This is a genomic window from Stenotrophomonas sp. C3(2023) (assembly GCF_032911385.1).
In the GTDB taxonomy this organism is placed as follows: domain Bacteria; phylum Pseudomonadota; class Gammaproteobacteria; order Xanthomonadales; family Xanthomonadaceae; genus Stenotrophomonas.
Genome location: NZ_JAWJLO010000001.1, coordinates 1,098,080 through 1,114,576, shown reverse-complemented (window position 1 = coordinate 1,114,576; position 16,497 = coordinate 1,098,080). Strand labels below are relative to the sequence as shown.

The window sequence follows — 16,497 nt, the reverse complement described above, 5'->3', positions numbered from 1 at the left end:
AGGCGTGCCGACCAACGGTCGGCACCTACCGAAGCTGTTCGGCACCTGCCGGTTCAGTACGGCTTCTTGCCGCGCTTGGCCGGTTTGCCGCGTTCGGGCAGCGGCGGCAGACCATCGCCCTCTTCCTCACCCTTGTGCTCGACCAGCCGGAAGTCGATCTTGCGTTCTTCCATGCTGGCCTTCAGCACCAGGATGCGGACGCGGTCACCCAAGCGGTAGCTGCTGCCCCGGCGTTCGCCGGTCAGCGTCTTGCGGGTGGCGTCGAACTTGTAATAGTCCTGCGGCAGCTGGGTCACGTGCACCAGCCCCTGCACCTTGGACTGGTCCAGCTCGACGAACAGGCCAAAGCTGGTCACACCGCTGATGACGCCATCGAACTGGCCGCCCACGTGCTTTTCCATCCACGCGGCACGGTAACGCTCGTCGACCTCGCGCTCGGCTTCGTCAGCCCGGCGCTCGCGTTCGGAGCACTGCAGGGCCAGCGCGGCCATTTCGCGCGCGGTGTAGGTGAACTTGTCCAGCGGCTTGCCGCTCAGAGCATGCTTGATCGCTCGATGCACCAGCAGATCCGGGTAGCGGCGGATCGGCGAGGTGAAATGGGCGTAGGCCTCCAGCGCCAGGCCGAAGTGGCCCTGGTTGTCCGGACTGTAGATGGCCAGGCTCTGGCTGCGCAGCAGCACCGATTCGAGCAGCGTGGCGTCGGGGCGGTCACGGATCTTCTTCAACAGCTTGGTGTAATCCCCCGGACGTACTTTCGACCAGGCCGGCAGGCTCAGCTTGAACTCCTTGAGGAACTCCAGCAGGTCGGCGAACTTGGTCTCCGGCGGCTTTTCGTGGATGCGGTATGGCGCCGGGACGTGACGCGACAACAGGAACTTCGCCGCCTCCACGTTCGCCGCGATCATGCACTCCTCGATCAGCTTGTGGGCATCGTTGCGCAGCAGCATCCCGGCCTGCGTGACCTCGCCCCGGTTGTCGAGCACAAAGCGTACTTCGCTGCTCTCGAACTCGATCGCACCGCGCTTGGCACGCGCCTTGGCCAGCACCTTGTAGAGCTGATGCAGGCGCTGCACCTGCGGCAACAGCGGTCCAATGGCAGCCTTGGCGCCGGCATCGTCCTCACCCACGGCCTGCCACACCTGGGTGTAGGTCAGGCGCGCGTGCGAGTTCATCACCGCTTCGTAGAAGCGCGAGCTGCTGACCTGGCCGTCGCGGTCGATCTGCATGTCACAGACAAAGCACATGCGGTCGACCTTGGGCATCAGCGAGCAGATGCCGTTGGACAACGTCTCCGGCAGCATCGGCACGACGAAGCCGGGGAAATAGACCGAGGTCGCGCGCTTCTGCGCTTCCTCGTCCAGCGGCGTGCCCGGACGCACGTAGTTGGAAACATCGGCGATGGCCACCACCAGACGGAAGCCGTCGGCGTTGGGCTCGCAGTACACCGCGTCGTCGAAATCCTTGGCGTCCTCGCCATCGATGGTCACCAGCGGCGTGCTGCGCAGATCGACGCGGCCGCCGATCATCGCCGGCTCGACCACCAGCGGTACCGCTGCCGCCTCATCCAGGACCGGCTGCGGGAACTCGAACGGCAGCTCATGGCCGTGGATCGCGGTCTCCACCACCAGCGAAGCGGTGAGCTTGTCACCGAGCACGGCGATGATGCGACCGATCGGCGGGCGCCGGCTGTCCGGCGCCTGGGTCAGCTCGCACACCACCAGCTGGCCATCACGCGCGCCACCGGTATGGTCCGGCGGCACCTGGATGTTGCGCTGCACGCGCTTGTCGTCGGGCACCACATAGTTGATGCCCATCTCGATACTGAATCGGCCAATCAGGCGATTCATGCCGCGCTCGAGCACGCGCGCGATGCTGCCTTCGCGGCGACCACGGTGATCGATGCCGGTCACGTTGGCCAGCACCTTGTCGCCGTGCATCACCTTGCGCATTTCGTAGGGCGGCAGGAACAGATCGTCACCGCCCTCCACCGGCCGCAAAAAGCCGAAGCCTTCCGGGTTGGCAATCACCACGCCGGTCACAAGATTGAGCGCCTTGATCGGTGCAAAGCCCCCACGGCGGTTCTGTACCAGCTGGCCGTCGCGCACCATCGCACCGAGCCGGCGCGACAGCGCCTCGGCCCGGTCTTCGGCGGTAAGACCAAGGCGGGCGCCGAGTTCCTGGGCCGTCTGCGGGCCATCGCACCGCTCCAGCAGGGCCAGGATGGCCTCGCGGCTGGCGATGGGCTGTTCGTATTTCTCTGCCTCGCGGGCTGCGTAGGGATCGTCAATCACCTGACCGCTCGGCGGCAGTTTGCGGCGCGGGGCCGGGCCGGGCGCTGTATCCCCACGCGGCGGCTTGCCGCGCGAACCTGACGCACCGTCGGCCAGTTCGGGGAACCAGCCCGGCAATGGCTTGCCCGGCGATGTGCTGCGGGGCTTGCCCGCGTTGGCACCCTTGCCGGGTGCCGCAGTGCGGGAAGCATTCCCGCCCTTGCTTGGCTTTTTTGTTTTCATCGCCCTGCATGGTAGCCGTTCGAGGCGTGCAGAAACGGTCATCGTCGGCTACCTGTCCATCACCATGGGGCTGCGCTTCATGTGGTGTTGACAACCTTTAGCGGCATCGGCAGAATTGCCGGCTCTGGAAGCCCAGGTGGCGGAATTGGTAGACGCACTAGTTTCAGGTACTAGCGGGTAAAACCGTGGAGGTTCGAGTCCTCTCCTGGGCACCAACAGACAACCCTCGCGAACGCGGGGGTTTTTTGTTTTCCATCGCGGTGTGGCGCCGCAAGACGTGCAGTTTTTGTACGGTGTGCGATCCCGGCGAAAAGCAGTTGACACCTTTCGCGGCGATGGCCATAATCTCGCTCCTCGACGCCCAGGTGGCGGAATTGGTAGACGCACTAGCTTCAGGTGCTAGCGGGGGCAACTTCGTGGAGGTTCGAGTCCTCTCCTGGGCACCATGTCGAGAAAGAAAACAACCCGCGGAAGCGGGTTTTTTCTTGTCTGCGATCCGGCTTGATGAGGCGCGTGGTGTGCTGCAGGCATGACCGGCAGCGTCTGGTCGTGCGCTCAGAACAACGGGCGCACGATCAGCTCGATGCCGAGCACCAGCAGGAAACCGAGGAAGCACGCGCGGAACACCCTGGCGCTGATGCGCCGTCGGATCACCTGCCCCAGCCACATACCCGCCAGCGCCGGCACCACGGCCAATGCGCTCAGGCCCAGCTGCGGCAGGCTGTACGCGCCGTACAGCAGCAAGCCGGTGGTGAGCGCGATGGTCGACACGGTGAACGCCAGGCCGAGTGTCTGCACCAGCTCTTCGCGGTCCATGCCCAGCGACTGCAGGTACGGCACCGCTGGCATCACAAACACGCCGGTGGCGCCGGTCACCACGCCTGAAAGCCCGCCGACCAGCGGCGACAGCCAGCGCTCCCAGCGTGGCGGCACCCGCAGCACCGGAGCGAGCAGGGCGTACAGCGCGTACACCACCAGGGCCACACCCAGGGCGACCCGCGACCAGACCGGATCAACCCGTACCAGCAGACCGGCCGCCGCCACGGTGACCACCACCACCGCCAGCATCATCGGCCACATCCGCCGCAGCGTGTGCCTCAGTGAGGGGCCGGAGAGCAGTTGCCAGATATTGGTGACGAAAGTGGGAATGAACAGCATCGCCGCAGCGGCGGCCGGTGACAGCGCGCCGCCGAGCAGACCCATCGCCACGGTGGGCAGCCCCATGCCGGTCACCCCTTTGACCACGCCGGCCAGCATGAAGACCACCAGCACCAGCACGTAGAAAAACCAGGTCTCGTTCATCCGCCCATTGGAGCCCGGCGCGGGCCATCGCACAATGCGGCATTGCCCTGCCAGCCTTCGGCAATGCCGAAGGCTCCCCCGCCCTGCACGAGAAAGCGCCATGCGTACCGACCTTGTTGATCTGCGCCTGTTCCTGGCCGTGGTGGAAGCCGGCAGCATCACGGCCGGCGCTGCGCGTGCGCATCTGTCACTTGGCGCGGCCAGCGAGCGTCTGCGTGCGCTGGAGGACGAGGCAGGCGTGGCGCTGCTGCAGCGCCATGCGCGCGGCACCAGCAGCACCGAGGCCGGGGAAGCACTCGCCCACCACGCCCGACTGATGCTGCGTCAACACACGATGCTGCAGGGGGAACTGCGCGAGTTCGCCGACGGTGCGCGCGGCACCCTGCACCTGTATGCCAACACCGGCGCCTTGACCGGCTTCCTGCCAGGACGGCTGGCACCGTGGCTGGCGCAGCGGCCACGGCTGCGCGTGGACCTGAAGGAGCGCACCAGTGTGGAGATCGTGCGGGCGGTGCAGGGCGGCCAGGCCGAGGCCGGCATCATTTCCAATGCCGTCCAGACCGGCACCCTGCAGGTGCAGCCTGTGGACGATGATCCGCTGCTGCTGGTGGTCCCGGCAGGACATGCGCTGGCCAACCGCAGCGCGGTCGACTTCGCCACGATACTCGGGCAGACGTTCGTGGGCCTTGCCGATGGCAACGCCCTGCACGACCACGTGCAGGATCACGCGCGCGAACATGGCCGCGAACTGGCCACGCGCATACGCATGAAAAGTTTTGAAGGCGTGTGCGAGATGGTCGGGCACGGCATCGGCGTGGGCATCGTGCCGCGCTCGCTGGCCCGACGCTACCGGCGGCGCTTCAACCTGCAACTGGTGACACTGGAGGATGCGTGGGCACGGCGCCGGCTGTCGCTGTGTTTTGCGCGCTGGAATACGCTGTCGCGACCGATGCAGAGCCTGCTGCTGCACCTTGGCGGCAATGCCGTGAGTGGCACTGCAGAAAAAGTGTGAACAGGTGTTGACAGCGTCCCCGCCTTCGCCCACAATTCGTCTCCTGAGTCGCCCAGGTGGCGGAATTGGTAGACGCACTAGCTTCAGGTGCTAGCGGGGGCAACTTCGTGGAGGTTCGAGTCCTCTCCTGGGCACCATGACTCAGCAATGATCAAACCCGCGCAAGCGGGTTTTTTCATGTCTGCGATTCGCGTTGGAAGGCGTGACGACCAACGGTGCGCCGGTCGTCATGACCGGCGCCTGCCGTTGCCTGCGTCAATGGCCGCCGGCCGAGGCGGCACCTGCTCCCGCACCGAAGGGCGGCTTGGCCAGCCACAGGAAGCTGATGATGGCCAGGAAGGTCCAGCCGAGCAGGAAGAAGATGTCGTTGAACCCCATCTGCGAGGCCTGGTGGTTGATCATCGTGTTGAGCATGGCGGCACCGTGCTGCAGATCGCCCTGCCCCATCGCGGTGACCTGCTCCTGCATGCCCGGCTGATAGGCAGAGATATGCTCGGTCAGATCGGCATGATGCACCTGGGTGCGCCGCGCCCACAGCCAGGTCGTCAGCGATGCAGCGAAGCTGCCCCCCAGCGTGCGCAGGAAGGTCGCAAGACCAGAGCCGGCGGCGATCTCGCGGCCGTCCAGGTCCGAGAGCAGTATCTGCAGCACCGGCATGAAGAACAGCGCCACGCCGATGCCCATGATCAGCTGCACGCCGGCCACGTGCTGGAAGTCCACCTGCAGGTTGAATCCCGAGCGCAGGAAGCTGGTGAATGACAGGAACACGAAGGCGATGGTGGCCAGCATGCGCATGTCAAAGCGCGAGGCATACTTGCCCACAAACGGCGCCATGATCACCGGCAGCACGCCGATCGGCGCGGTCGCCAGCCCGGCCCAGATCGCGGTGTATCCCATGTCGCGCTGCAGCCACTGCGGAATGAGCAGAGCGACGCTGAAGAACGCAGCGTAGGCCACCACCATCGCCAGGGTACCGGCGCGGAAGTTGCGATGCCGGAACAGCTTCAGGTCGACGATCGGATCCTTGTCGGTCAGCTCCCAGATCAGGAACACGGTCAGGGTGACCACGGCCACGCAGGCCAGCACCACGATCCGGGTCGAGGCAAACCAGTCTTCGTCATTGCCCAGATCAAGCACCAGCTGCAGCGCGCCCACGCCGATCACCAGGGTGATCAGGCCGACATAGTCCATCTTCGGCTTTTCAGTCTGCTCCGGCCGTCCTTTCAACTGGTTGCCCACCACCAGCGCGGCGAACACGCCCAGCGGCACGTTAATCAGGAAGATCCATTCCCAGCTGTAGTTGTCGGTGATCCAGCCGCCGAGAATCGGCCCGCAGATGGGAGCGACCACGGTGATCATCGCCAGCAGCGCCAGCGCCTGTCCGCGTTTTTCGCGCGGGTAGATCGACACCAGCAGCGACTGCGTGATCGGGTACATCGGCCCGGCGACAAACCCCTGCAGCGCGCGTGCCACCACCAGCATGCCCATGCTCTGGGCCAGGCCGCACAGCAGCGAAGTGATCACAAAGGCCAGAGTGGCCCAGATGAACAGCTTGCGCTCGCCGAAGCGGCGGCTGAGCCAGCCGGTCAGCGGCAGCGCGATGGCGGTGCTGACCGCGAACGAGGTGATGACCCAGGTCGCCTGCTGCGAACTGGCGCCGAGATTGCCGGCAATGGTCGGCAGGGACACGTTGGCGATGGTGGTATCGAGCACCTGCATGAACGAGGCCATCGCCAGGCCCAGGGTGCACAGGGCAACGCTGGGCGGCAGGAACCCGCTGGGTGCTCCCGGCGCCGCGGGGGCGCCCGGTGCACCGGGCGCGGCTGGAGCTTGTGCGGACATGGCGACCTCAGCCCGCCTTGGCCTGCTGCGGCAGGTTGCCCTGGATGATCGTATGGATCATGTCGTCGGCATCGTGCAGCTGCTTGGCATAGACATCGGTATCGAACACGTTGCCCTTGGCGGCGGTACTGGGCAGCACCTCACCCTTCTGGTCGCGAAGGCTCACTTCGGCCTTCATCGACAGGCCGATGCGCAACGGATGCTCGGCCAGCTGCCTGGCATCGATGGCGATGCGCACCGGTACGCGCTGCACGATCTTGATCCAGTTGCCGCTGGCGTTCTGCGCCGGCAGCAGCGAAAACGCCGAACCGGTGCCCAGGCCCAGACTGGTGATGCGGCCCTTGTACTGCACATCGCCGCCGTACAGGTCCGACTTCAGCTCCACTTCCTGGCCCAGGCGCATGTGCCGCAGCTGGGTTTCCTTGAAGTTGGCTTCCACCCACATCTGTTCGGTCGGCACCACGGCCATCAACGCCGTGCCCGGCTGCACACGCTGGCCAACCTGCACCGAGCGGCGCGCCACGTAACCGGTCACCGGCGAAACGATGCCGGCCCGTGCATTGTTGAGGTAGGCCTGGCGCAGCTGGGCCGCAGCGGCCTGCACATCAGGCTGGGTGGCGATGACGGTGTCATCCACCAGCGCACTGCTGCGCGCCACGCTCTCACGGGAGCCAGCCACGGCAGCTTCGGCAGCAGCCAACTCGTCGCGGGCGTGCGCCAGTTCTTCGCTGGAGATTGCACCGGTGGCGGCCAGGTCCTTGCGGCGGGCGAAGTCGGCACGCACCCGCTTGAGGGTGATCTGGCGCGCGTTGAGCTCGGCCTGTGCGCCTTCGACGCTGCGGTACAGGCCGCGCACTTCACGCACCGTCTTTGCCAGATTGGCTTCGGCCTGCTGCAGGGCCACACCGGTATCGGCAGGATCCAGCTGCACCAGCAGCTGGCCGCGCTCGACGCGCATGCCGTCGTCGGCGGCGATGGCCACCACGGTACCCGGCACCAGCGGTGTGATCTGCACCTGGTTGCCCTGCACATAGGCATCGTCGGTCTCTTCGAACCAACGACCGAACATGAAGTACCACAGGGTCGCCGCAGCCAGCAGCAGCACGACGATGACAAGCAGTCCGCGCAGCAGTTTGCCACGACGGCTGGGGGCGGCCGACGGGGCCGCGGAATCGGAGGTCTGGCTCATGGGGTGTGTCTCAGGAATGCGAAGTTTCGGAATACGGGGTCAGCGGGGCCGCATCGGCGGCAGAAGGCATAAAGCCCCCGCCCAGCGCCTGGCTCAAGCGGATCGAGGCGAGTACCTGCTGCGACTGCAGCCCGACCAGCAGCTGCTGCGACTGCAGCAGCGTCGACTGCGCGGTAAGCACGTCCAGGTAGCCGCCGATGCCGGCGCGGTAGCGCTGGCCGGCCAGTTCGAAGGCGGCGTTGGCGGTGTCCACCACCTGCTGCTGTGACCGCGCCTGCGCCTGCAGTGCGCGCATGGCGCTGACCTGGTCGGCAACCTCACGCAATGCATCCACAACAGCCTGGTTGTAGCCGGCCACCGCAAGGTCGTACTGCGCGTCGGTGTTGTCCAGGTTCGCACGCAGACGGCCGCCGTCGAAGATCGGCAGGCTCAGCGCCGGACCCAGGTAGGCGAAACTTGAGCTGCTCTGCAGCAGGTCACCGATGTTCGGCGCGACCACCCCGGCCAGCGCGGTCAGATTCAGGCTTGGATAGAAGCGCGTGCGCGCAACCTTGATCTGTCGGGCGGCCGCTTCAACGCGCCAGCGTGCAGCCACCACGTCGGGGCGGCGACCGAGCAGCTCGCTGGGCAGCACGCCGGGCAGCGGCAGCGCCATCGGATCGAGCGCGCGCGGGCGCTGGATCGACAGGCCTCGGTCGGGCCCCTTGCCCAGCAGGGCTGCCAGTGCGGTGCGGGCCGCATCGATCTGCTGCTGCGCCGCCTGCTGCTGCTGCTGGGCGGCAGGCACACGGGCTTCGGCCTGACGCACCTGCAGGTCACTGTCGATGCCCGCGGCACGGCGCTGGGTGGTCAGCTGCAGCGCTTTGTGCGAACGCGCCAGTTCCTGCTCGGCCACGTCCATCAGTTCGAAGGCGTGGCTCAGTTCAACGTAGGTCTGGGCAATGCCGGCCGAGAGCTGCAGGCGCGCCGCCTGGGCATCGACTTCGGCAGCGTGTGCGCTGTCCACCGCCGCTTCCCACGCCGCGCGCTTGCCGCCCCACAGGTCGATGCCGTAACTGACGTTGAGTATGGCCTGGCTGCTGCCGGCGTAATGACCGCCGAGCTCGTCGCCGAGCATGGATTCAGGCAGGCGCAGGCCGGTGTAGCCGCCCGACGCGGACACGCTGGGCAGACGCTCGGCACGGGCGCTGCCTACCTGCGCGCGGGCCTGGCGCAGGCGCGCATCAGCCGCGTCCAGCCCGGGCGTGCCGGCCAGCGCTTCGGCAATCAGGCCATCAAGCTGCGCGTCACCCAGCGCGGTCCACCAGTCCTGGCGCGGGAAGCCGGAGGGCGCCAGCGCATGGCCAGCCAGCGTCTGCGCGCTGTGCAGGGTGTCGACATCGAGCACACGTGCCTGCGGCTGCAAGCCGCCGCTGCTGGCACAGGCGGCCAGCGCCACTGCCAGGGTGGAAATCAGCAGCGGGCGGACATTACGGAGAACGGGGGGAGAGTTGAAGGGCGTCATGGGGTCGTCAGGGAATCGCGGATTCGGATCATCAGGGCCATCAGCTGGGCACGCTCGCCGGGCTCCAGGTCACGCAGGGCATCGTCCATCACCTCGTCGCCACGCTGTTTGAGCCGCAGCCACAACGCACGCCCCTGCTCGGTCAGTACGATCTGCAGCGCACGCCGGTCCTGCGCATGCGGCTCGCGGCGCACGCAGCCGAGCGACTCCAGCTTGTCCAGCAACCGGGTCACCGCGCTGGGCACCTGGTCGATGGCCTGGGCCAGCTCGTTGGCCGTGCACGGGGCCATCGCCGAGAGGATCTTCAGGCCGATGTAGTGGCTGAAGCCGATACCCAGACCTTCTTCGGCCATGGACGCGTCCAGCTGGCGCACCAGGCCATCGCGCACCTGGCGCAGCAGCAGCCCGAAGCTGGGAGGAGTAGTTGAGGGACAGATCATGGCCGCCTATTCTCTTCCAAATAAAATATTTCTCAATGGAAATATTCCATCTGGCAGCGGATGCTGCGTTGCAAAAACCGTGCTGATGACGAAGGCGCACAGCTTAAGCGGCTACGGTAGTGGCCTGGTAGTACAATCAAGCCAATGAATGTTTCATTTGAGCCAGCCGAGGAAAACACGTCGCCAGCCGCCGCGGCTCGCCCTGCGGCAACCGCTGAGCCGCCTGCGGGGGCAGGGGTGGTTGTGGCTGATGACGCCAAGGCGTGGTTTGAACGCCTCGACGGGCTGCCCGTCTGCGGGTTCCGCGTTGACAGCCGTGCCGGACTCGAACACGAGGTGGACTGGCACGCGCATGCCCGCGCGCAGCTGATCTGCGTCGAAAGCGGGCTGCTGACCACCCGCACCCGCCATGGCACGTGGTCGCTGGCCTCGGGCTCGGCCGGATGGATGCCGCCGGGAGAGCCGCACACGGTGTTGATCGACGGCCCGCTGCGCGGCTGGGGTCTGTTGTTGACCCCCGACGCCTGCCACGACCTGGCCGATCAGCCCTGCGTGATCGGCATCTCCGATCTGCTCCAGGCCATCGCCCTGCGGGTCTGTTCCTGGCCGCGGGCCAGCGCGGCGACGCCGCGCCAGCAGCATCTGCTGGAGGTGTTGCTGGACGAAATCCGCGACGCGCCACGCCAACGCATGCACCTGCCGATGCCGCAGGACCGCCGCCTGCTGAAGATCGCCTCGCAGCTGCTGGCCAACCCGGCCGATGACCGCAGCCTCGCCGCGTGGGCAGCCTGGGCCGGCCTGTCCCCGCGCAGTCTGACCCGCCATTTCCGCGACGAGACCACGCTGAGCTTTGCCCAGTGGCGGCAGCAGGCACGGCTGGCCGAGGCACTGCGGCTGCTCAATGAAGGCCGGACCGTGGCCGACACCGCCCACGCCTTGGGCTTCAGCAGCGCCAGCGCCTTTGTCACGGTGTTCCGCCGCCACTTCGGTACCCCGCCCGGCCGCTACCTGGCCCACAACGGACCGCGTCAGGATCCACCGCGCGGCTTGGCATCCCCGGCTGCATCCGGATAATCACTCCATTGCGAGGGCGACGGCCGTCGCCGCCTCCGAACACAGGTAACAACCCCGCATGACCGATCTTGCCCGCCCCGCCTTCCACGGCTTCGAACAACTGCCCCTGCGCGAGTATGCCGAGCGTGCCTACCTGGACTACTCGATGTACGTGGTGCTGGACCGTGCCCTGCCCTTCATCGGCGACGGGCTGAAGCCGGTGCAGCGCCGCATCATCTACTCGATGAGCGAGCTCGGCCTGAACGCCGCGGCCAAGCCGAAGAAGTCGGCGCGCACCGTCGGTGACGTGATCGGTAAATACCATCCGCATGGCGACAGCGCCTGCTACGAGGCGCTGGTGCTGATGGCCCAGCCGTTCTCCTACCGCTATCCGCTGATCGAAGGCCAGGGCAACTTCGGCTCCACCGACGACCCGAAGTCGTTCGCGGCCATGCGTTACACCGAATCCAAACTGACCCCGATCGCTGAAGTCCTGCTGGGTGAGCTGGGCCAGGGCACCACCGACTGGGTGCCCAACTTCGACGGCACCCTGCAGGAGCCGACCTGGATGCCGGCCCGGCTGCCGCACCTGCTGCTCAACGGCACCACCGGCATCGCCGTGGGCATGGCCACCGATGTGCCGCCGCACAACCTCAACGAAATCGTCAGCGCGCTGCTGCATCTGCTGGATGATCCGGAGGCCAGCGTGCGCGATCTCTGCGAGCACGTGAAGGGCCCCGATTACCCGTCCAGCGCCGAAATCATCACCCCGGCCGCCGATCTGCTGGCGATGTACGAAACCGGTCACGGCAGCGTGCGCGCCCGCGCCACCTTCAAGAAAGACGGCAACAACGTGGTGGTCACCGCGCTGCCGTTCCAGGTATCGCCCTCGAAGGTCATCGAGCAGATCGCCGCGCAGATGCGCGCCAAGAAGCTGCCGTGGCTGGAGGACATCCGCGATGAGTCCGACCATGCCAACCCGGTGCGCGTGGTGCTGGTGCCGCGCTCCAGCCGCGTCGATGCCGACCAGCTGATGGGCCATCTGTTTGCCACCACCGACCTGGAGCGCAGCTACCGGGTCAACCTCAATGTGATCGGCATGGACGGGCGGCCGCAGGTGAAGAACCTGAAAATGCTGCTGTCCGAGTGGCTGCAGTTCCGCAGCAATACCGTCACCCGTCGCCTGCAGCATCGTCTGCAGAAGGTCGAGCGCCGCCTGCATCTGTTGGAAGGCCTGCTGACGGCGTTCCTCAACCTGGACGAAGTGATCCACATCATCCGTACCGAGGATGAGCCCAAGGCGGCGCTGATCGCGCGCTTTGCGCTGTCCGAGGAACAGGCCGACTACATCCTCGAGACCCGCCTGAAGCAGCTGGCGCGCCTGGAAGAGATGAAGATCCGCGGCGAGCAGGACGAGCTGGCCAAGGAACGCGAAAAGCTGCTGGCGACCCTGGACAGCAAGGCAAAGCTGAAGAAGCTGATCAAGGATGAGCTGCAGGCCGACGCGAAGAAATTCGGCGATGCGCGCCGCTCGCCGCTGGTCCAGCGCCAGGCGGCGCAGGCCATCGACGAGACCGAGCTGGTGCCCAGCGAGCCGATGACCGTGGTGCTCTCGGCCAAGGGCTGGATCCGCGCGGCCAAGGGTCACGATGTGGATGCCGCCGGGCTGTCCTACCGCGAGGGCGACAGCCTGCTGGCCTCGGCCCGCGCGCGCAGCACCCAGCAGGTTGCCTTCCTGGACAGCGACGGCCGCGCGTATTCCACCGCGGTACATACCCTGCCCTCCGCACGCGGCAATGGCGAACCGCTGACCGGGCGCTTCTCGCCAGCCGCCGGCACCCGCTTCGTGACCCTGGCCAGCGCCGAACCCGCGCACCGGTTCGTGCTGGCCTCCACCCACGGCTACGGCTTTGTGACCCGCTTCGAGAACCTGATCGGCCGCAACAAGGCCGGCAAGGCGATGCTCAACCTGTCCTCCGGTGCCAGCGTGCTGCAGCCAGCGGCGGTGGCCAATGTCGAAACCGACCGCATCGTAGCGGTGACCAGCTCCGGCAACCTGCTGGCGATCGAAGCGCGTGAACTGCCGGAACTGGACAAGGGCAAGGGGAACAAGATCATCGAGATTCCCAAGGCCAAGCTGGCCACCGAACGTGTGGTGGCGGTGGTGGCGATCAGTCCGGGCCAGACCCTGCAGGTGCGCAGCGGCCAGCGCACGATGGGCCTGAAGTTCAGCGAGCTCGATACCTATCTGGGCGCACGCGCGACCCGGGGCCATCTGCTGCCGCGCGGCTGGCAGAAGGTTGAAGGTCTGTCGGTGGAGTAACGCCGGGCGCTGCCCGGCGCTACGAAAACCCTGCGGCCCCGGTAGGTGACGACCGTTGGTCGTCACGCTGCTGCCCCTGCGCTGCACGCTCGCCGGGCAGAGACAGGCGCTACGCACACCGTGCCCCGCCAGCACGGCACGGCTGCGCCGTTGGAGCGTGACGACCAACGGTCGTCACCTACCCTTGGATGATGACCACTGGCTGCGTGGCGGGCACAAAAAAGCCGGGGGACTCCCGGTTCTTCTGTGTCGGCTGGCGGGCGATGGAGCGCAGCGGGCTGGCAAAGGCGGGCTGGCGCGTCTCCGGTGCTGGCTGGCGACGTTGCATTGCACGGTGGCTGCCCGCTATTGCAGGCAGCCCTGGCTCAGTGCGCCGGGGCGCCGCTGCTGTCGATCTTGCTCAGCTGGTACAGCTCCAGCCCGATGCGCTTGATCAGACCCAGCTGCTGCTCCAGCCACCAGGCGTGGTCTTCTTCGGTGTCCTTCAGCTGGGCCAGCAGGATGTCGCGGCTGACGTAGTCGCCCTGGGCCTCGCACAGTTTCATGCCAGCGGCCAGGTTGTCGCGCACCGCGTATTCGGTCTCAAGGTCCTTGCTGAGCATCTCCTCGACCGTGCGGCCCGGCTCGAATGCATGTGCCCGCATGTCCGGGTCACCACCAAGGAACAGAATCCGGCGCAGCAGCGCATCGGCATGCTGGGTTTCTTCTTCCATCTCGTGATTCAGGCGCTCGTACAGGGCGAACAGCCCCTGGTCCTCGTAGCGGCGCGAATGGATGAAGTACTGGTCGCGCGCAGCAAGCTCACCGCGCAGCAGTTCCTTCAGGCATGCAATGACGTCCGGGTTGCCTTTCATCGGGCGGGCCTCTGTATGTGTGTCGATGGCGCACATGGTGCCCTATCCGCCGGCGCAGTGATCTAATCGGAATCAGTCGCAGTTGCGCCCTCACCTTGCCAACTGCAGCGCATAGAATCGGTCACTCTGCCCTCTGTTCAGGATGGAACCGATGCGTCGTTTGCTATGGCGGGTGTGCATGGTGATGTCCGCGCTGGCGCTGCTGCTGGCCGCCACCGTGTGGTGGCTGCTGCGTGGCAGCCTGCCCAGCCTCGACGGGGATCATGCACTGCCCGGACTCGGCGCGCCGGTGACGGTCAGCCGCGATGCCCGGGGCGTGGTGACGCTCGAGGGGGCAAGCCAGCGCGACGTGCTGGCCGCGCTGGGCTATGTGCACGCGCAGGAGCGCGGCTTTGAAATGGACCTGATGCGGCGCAGCGCCGCTGGCGAGCTGGCGGCGCTGTTCGGCCCGGGTGCCGTGCAACGTGACCAGCGCATGCGCGTGCATCGGCTGCGCGCGCGCGCCAGTGCCGAGCCGGTCAGCGATGCGCTGCGCGCCTATGTGGACGGCGTCAACCGCGGCATGGACGCGCTGGCCGTGCGGCCCTGGCCGTACCTGCTGCTGCGCCAGCGCCCCGCGCCCTGGCAGCCCAGCGACAGCCTGCTGACCGGCCTGGCCATGTATGCCGACCTGCAGGACCCGGACAACCAGCGGGAGCTGGCCATGAGCCGTCTTCGCGAGGTGATGCCGCCGGCCCTGTTCAAACTGCTCGCGCACAACGGCAGCAGTTGGGATGCGCCGCTGTTCGGCGGGCCGCGTGGCGACGCGGTGCTGCCGGCAGCCAGCGAAGTTGACCTGCGGGGCGCCGCCCCTGCCGGCACCGCACGTGCCGCGGAAGCGGAGGTGCACGGCAGCAACAACTTCGCCGTGGCCGGCGCGCTGACCGCCGACGGTCGCGCCATTCTCGCCGACGACATGCATCTGGGGTTGCGCGCGCCGGGTCTCTGGTTCCGCGTGCGGCTGCGCTATCCCGATCCGCAGGCGCCCGGCGGCCAGGTCGATGTGAGTGGATTTTCGCTGCCCGGCCTGCCCGCGGTGGTGGTGGGCAGCAATGGACACGTGGCCTGGGGCTTCACCAACAGCTACATCGACACGGCCGACTACCGGCGCGTCCCGCGCGACGCGCCGGTGCAGACGCACCGCGAAACCATCGAGGTGGCCGGCGCCGACCCGGTCATGCTGCAGGTGCGCGAAACCGACTGGGGACCCATCCTGCACACGCGCGCCGACGGCAGCCACGACGCACTGCGCTGGACCGCGCACCTGCCCGGTGCGATCAGTCTGGACCTGGCCGAGCTCGCGCGCGCTGCGGATGTCGATCAGGCGCTGCGCATCGCCGATCACGCGCGTCTGCCGGCGCAGAACCTGCTGCTGGCCGACAGCCAAGGACGCATCGCCTGGCGGCTGATCGGCGCGCGCCCGGATCGAAGCACAGGCTGCACGCCCGACGCGGCCGCGCAGGTCGCCGCCCGCTGCCCCGCCTGGGGTATCCGCAGCGACGCGGCGCCCGCTCTGGTGGACCCGGCCGATCACCGGCTCTGGACGGCCAATGGTCGCGTGCTGGGGGGTCCAGACCTCGCCGTGGCCGGTGACGGCGGGTATGACCTGGGCGCACGGGGCGCGCAGATCCGCGATGGACTGCGCGCCCGCGCACAGTTCAACGAGCACGACCTGTTGGCCATCCAGCTGGATGATCGCGCGCTGCTGCTGGGCCGCTGGCATACGCTGCTGCAACGGGTGCTGGCGGACGCGGATGCACCGGCGCTGGAAGCGCTGCGCAACGCGAGCGCGCACTGGGACGGGCGCGCGTCGGTGGATTCGGTCAGTTACCGCATCGTGCGCGGCTTCCGGGGCAGGGTCATCGACAGCGTGCAGGACGGCCTGCTGGCACCAGCACGCCAGACGCTCGGCGAGGACTGGGTCGCCCCGCGCCTGGGCCAGTTTGAAGGCGTACTGTGGCCGCTGGTCAGCGAACAGCCGGCGCACCTGCTGCCTGCGGGCTTCGCCAGCTGGGATGCCCTGCTGTTGGATGCAGCCACGCGGCTGCAGGCCGAGCTTGCCGCACAAGGGCCGTTGCACGAGCGTACCTGGGGCGAGCGCAACACGGCCGCGATCTGCCATCCCACGACGCTGGCCTTGCCCGCGCTGTTCGGACGCTGGCTGTGCATGCCGCGTCAGCCGCTGCCGGGAGACCGGGACATGCCGCGCGTGCAGGGCCCCGCGTTCGGCGCATCGCAGCGGATGGTGGTGGCACCGGGGCACGAGGCTGACGGCATCGTGCAGATGCCCGGTGGCCAGAGCGGCCATCCCTTCTCGCCCTATTGGGGCGCCGGCCACGACGACTGGGTCCAGGGGCGCCCCGCCCCGTTCCTGCCCGGCGCCGCCGAGCACACCCTGATCCTGCGCTGACCCCGCCGGCGGCCCT

General features: G+C 67.4%; 12 protein-coding genes and 3 tRNA genes. 8 read left to right on the top strand and 7 right to left on the bottom strand.

What is annotated here, in order from left to right; translation table 11 throughout:
* Positions 1 to 53: 53 nt before the first annotated feature.
* Positions 54 to 2,555 carry a ribonuclease R gene (rnr, locus tag RZA67_RS04840; protein WP_317211488.1) on the bottom strand — a complete coding sequence of 834 codons (2,502 nt, stop codon included), beginning with the start codon at positions 2,553 to 2,555 and terminating at the stop codon, positions 54 to 56.
* 88 nt (positions 2,556 to 2,643) lie between these two features.
* On the opposite strand from rnr, the gene RZA67_RS04835 reads away from it, so the two are divergent.
* Together RZA67_RS04835 and RZA67_RS04830 are read left to right on the top strand one after the other, a co-directional pair.
* Positions 2,644 to 2,728 (top strand) — tRNA-Leu (locus RZA67_RS04835).
* Between the two features lie 144 nt (positions 2,729 to 2,872).
* Positions 2,873 to 2,959: transfer RNA gene (locus tag RZA67_RS04830), tRNA-Leu, on the top strand.
* A 109-nt stretch (positions 2,960 to 3,068) separates the two neighbouring features.
* On the opposite strand, the gene RZA67_RS04825 is transcribed toward RZA67_RS04830, so the two are convergent.
* Positions 3,069 to 3,815 carry a sulfite exporter TauE/SafE family protein gene (locus RZA67_RS04825; protein ID WP_317211487.1) on the bottom strand — a complete coding sequence of 249 codons (747 nt, stop codon included), beginning with the start codon at positions 3,813 to 3,815 and terminating at the stop codon, positions 3,069 to 3,071.
* Positions 3,816 to 3,915: 100 nt separating this feature from the next.
* Here RZA67_RS04825 and RZA67_RS04820 point away from each other — a divergent pair, with 100 nt between their 5' ends.
* Entirely contained in the window at positions 3,916 to 4,827 is a 912-nt protein-coding gene (locus RZA67_RS04820; RefSeq protein ID WP_317211486.1) for a LysR family transcriptional regulator, read from the top strand.
* Between the two features lie 50 nt (positions 4,828 to 4,877).
* A tRNA-Leu gene (locus RZA67_RS04815) sits at positions 4,878 to 4,964 on the top strand.
* A 118-nt stretch (positions 4,965 to 5,082) separates the two neighbouring features.
* Here the strand turns inward: RZA67_RS04815 and emrB are convergent.
* From emrB to RZA67_RS04795, 4 genes are read right to left on the bottom strand one after another with little or no spacing between them, the layout of a single operon-like run.
* Positions 5,083 to 6,669, bottom strand: coding sequence for a multidrug efflux MFS transporter permease subunit EmrB (emrB, locus tag RZA67_RS04810; RefSeq protein WP_317211485.1), 1,587 nt, complete (start codon positions 6,667 to 6,669; stop codon positions 5,083 to 5,085).
* A 7-nt stretch (positions 6,670 to 6,676) separates the two neighbouring features.
* Positions 6,677 to 7,858 (bottom strand): multidrug efflux MFS transporter periplasmic adaptor subunit EmrA, encoded by a 1,182-nt coding sequence (gene emrA / locus RZA67_RS04805; RefSeq protein WP_317211484.1) that lies wholly within the window; start codon positions 7,856 to 7,858, stop codon positions 6,677 to 6,679.
* Between the two features lie 10 nt (positions 7,859 to 7,868).
* Positions 7,869 to 9,362 (bottom strand): efflux transporter outer membrane subunit, encoded by a 1,494-nt coding sequence (locus RZA67_RS04800; protein ID WP_317211483.1) that lies wholly within the window; start codon positions 9,360 to 9,362, stop codon positions 7,869 to 7,871.
* Positions 9,359 to 9,802, bottom strand: coding sequence for a MarR family transcriptional regulator (locus RZA67_RS04795; protein WP_317211482.1), 444 nt, complete (start codon positions 9,800 to 9,802; stop codon positions 9,359 to 9,361). Before RZA67_RS04795 ends, RZA67_RS04800 begins: the two co-directional genes overlap by 4 nt.
* Between RZA67_RS04795 and RZA67_RS04790 the strand changes: the two genes are divergently transcribed.
* The 3 genes from RZA67_RS04790 (at position 9,801) to parC (ending at position 13,178) form a co-directional block, all read left to right on the top strand.
* Positions 9,801 to 9,950 (top strand): hypothetical protein, encoded by a 150-nt coding sequence (locus RZA67_RS04790; RefSeq protein ID WP_317211481.1) that lies wholly within the window; start codon positions 9,801 to 9,803, stop codon positions 9,948 to 9,950. The two genes, RZA67_RS04795 and RZA67_RS04790, sit on opposite strands and share 2 nt — an antisense overlap.
* Before the next feature lie 89 nt (positions 9,951 to 10,039).
* Positions 10,040 to 10,876 (top strand): helix-turn-helix transcriptional regulator, encoded by an 837-nt coding sequence (locus RZA67_RS04785; protein WP_317211480.1) that lies wholly within the window; start codon positions 10,040 to 10,042, stop codon positions 10,874 to 10,876.
* Positions 10,877 to 10,934: 58 nt separating this feature from the next.
* Complete coding sequence (gene parC / locus RZA67_RS04780) at positions 10,935 to 13,178, top strand: DNA topoisomerase IV subunit A (protein WP_317211479.1); 2,244 nt, start codon at positions 10,935 to 10,937, stop codon at positions 13,176 to 13,178.
* A 365-nt stretch (positions 13,179 to 13,543) separates the two neighbouring features.
* Here the strand turns inward: parC and bfr are convergent, their stop codons facing one another.
* On the bottom strand, positions 13,544 to 14,032 hold the full coding sequence (gene bfr, locus RZA67_RS04775; protein ID WP_317211478.1) for a bacterioferritin: 489 nt from the start codon (positions 14,030 to 14,032) through the stop codon (positions 13,544 to 13,546).
* Positions 14,033 to 14,183: 151 nt separating this feature from the next.
* Here bfr and RZA67_RS04770 point away from each other — a divergent pair, with 151 nt between their 5' ends.
* Positions 14,184 to 16,481 (top strand): penicillin acylase family protein, encoded by a 2,298-nt coding sequence (locus tag RZA67_RS04770; RefSeq protein WP_317211477.1) that lies wholly within the window; start codon positions 14,184 to 14,186, stop codon positions 16,479 to 16,481.
* Positions 16,482 to 16,497 lie beyond the last annotated feature (16 nt).

Excerpts from the sequence above, each read along its gene's own strand:
- rnr (WP_317211488.1), bottom strand. The coding sequence starts at position 2,555 with ATGACCGTTTCTGCACGCCTCGAACGGCTACCATGCAGGGCGATGAAA.
- RZA67_RS04825 (WP_317211487.1), bottom strand. The coding sequence starts at position 3,815 with ATGAACGAGACCTGGTTTTTCTACGTGCTGGTGCTGGTGGTCTTCATG.
- RZA67_RS04820 (WP_317211486.1), top strand. The coding sequence starts at position 3,916 with ATGCGTACCGACCTTGTTGATCTGCGCCTGTTCCTGGCCGTGGTGGAA.
- emrB (WP_317211485.1), bottom strand. The coding sequence starts at position 6,669 with ATGTCCGCACAAGCTCCAGCCGCGCCCGGTGCACCGGGCGCCCCCGCG.
- emrA (WP_317211484.1), bottom strand. The coding sequence starts at position 7,858 with ATGAGCCAGACCTCCGATTCCGCGGCCCCGTCGGCCGCCCCCAGCCGT.
- RZA67_RS04800 (WP_317211483.1), bottom strand. The coding sequence starts at position 9,362 with ATGACGCCCTTCAACTCTCCCCCCGTTCTCCGTAATGTCCGCCCGCTG.
- RZA67_RS04790 (WP_317211481.1), top strand. The coding sequence starts at position 9,801 with ATGGCCGCCTATTCTCTTCCAAATAAAATATTTCTCAATGGAAATATT.
- RZA67_RS04795 (WP_317211482.1), bottom strand. The coding sequence starts at position 9,802 with ATGATCTGTCCCTCAACTACTCCTCCCAGCTTCGGGCTGCTGCTGCGC.
- parC (WP_317211479.1), top strand. The coding sequence starts at position 10,935 with ATGACCGATCTTGCCCGCCCCGCCTTCCACGGCTTCGAACAACTGCCC.
- bfr (WP_317211478.1), bottom strand. The coding sequence starts at position 14,032 with ATGAAAGGCAACCCGGACGTCATTGCATGCCTGAAGGAACTGCTGCGC.
- RZA67_RS04770 (WP_317211477.1), top strand. The coding sequence starts at position 14,184 with ATGCGTCGTTTGCTATGGCGGGTGTGCATGGTGATGTCCGCGCTGGCG.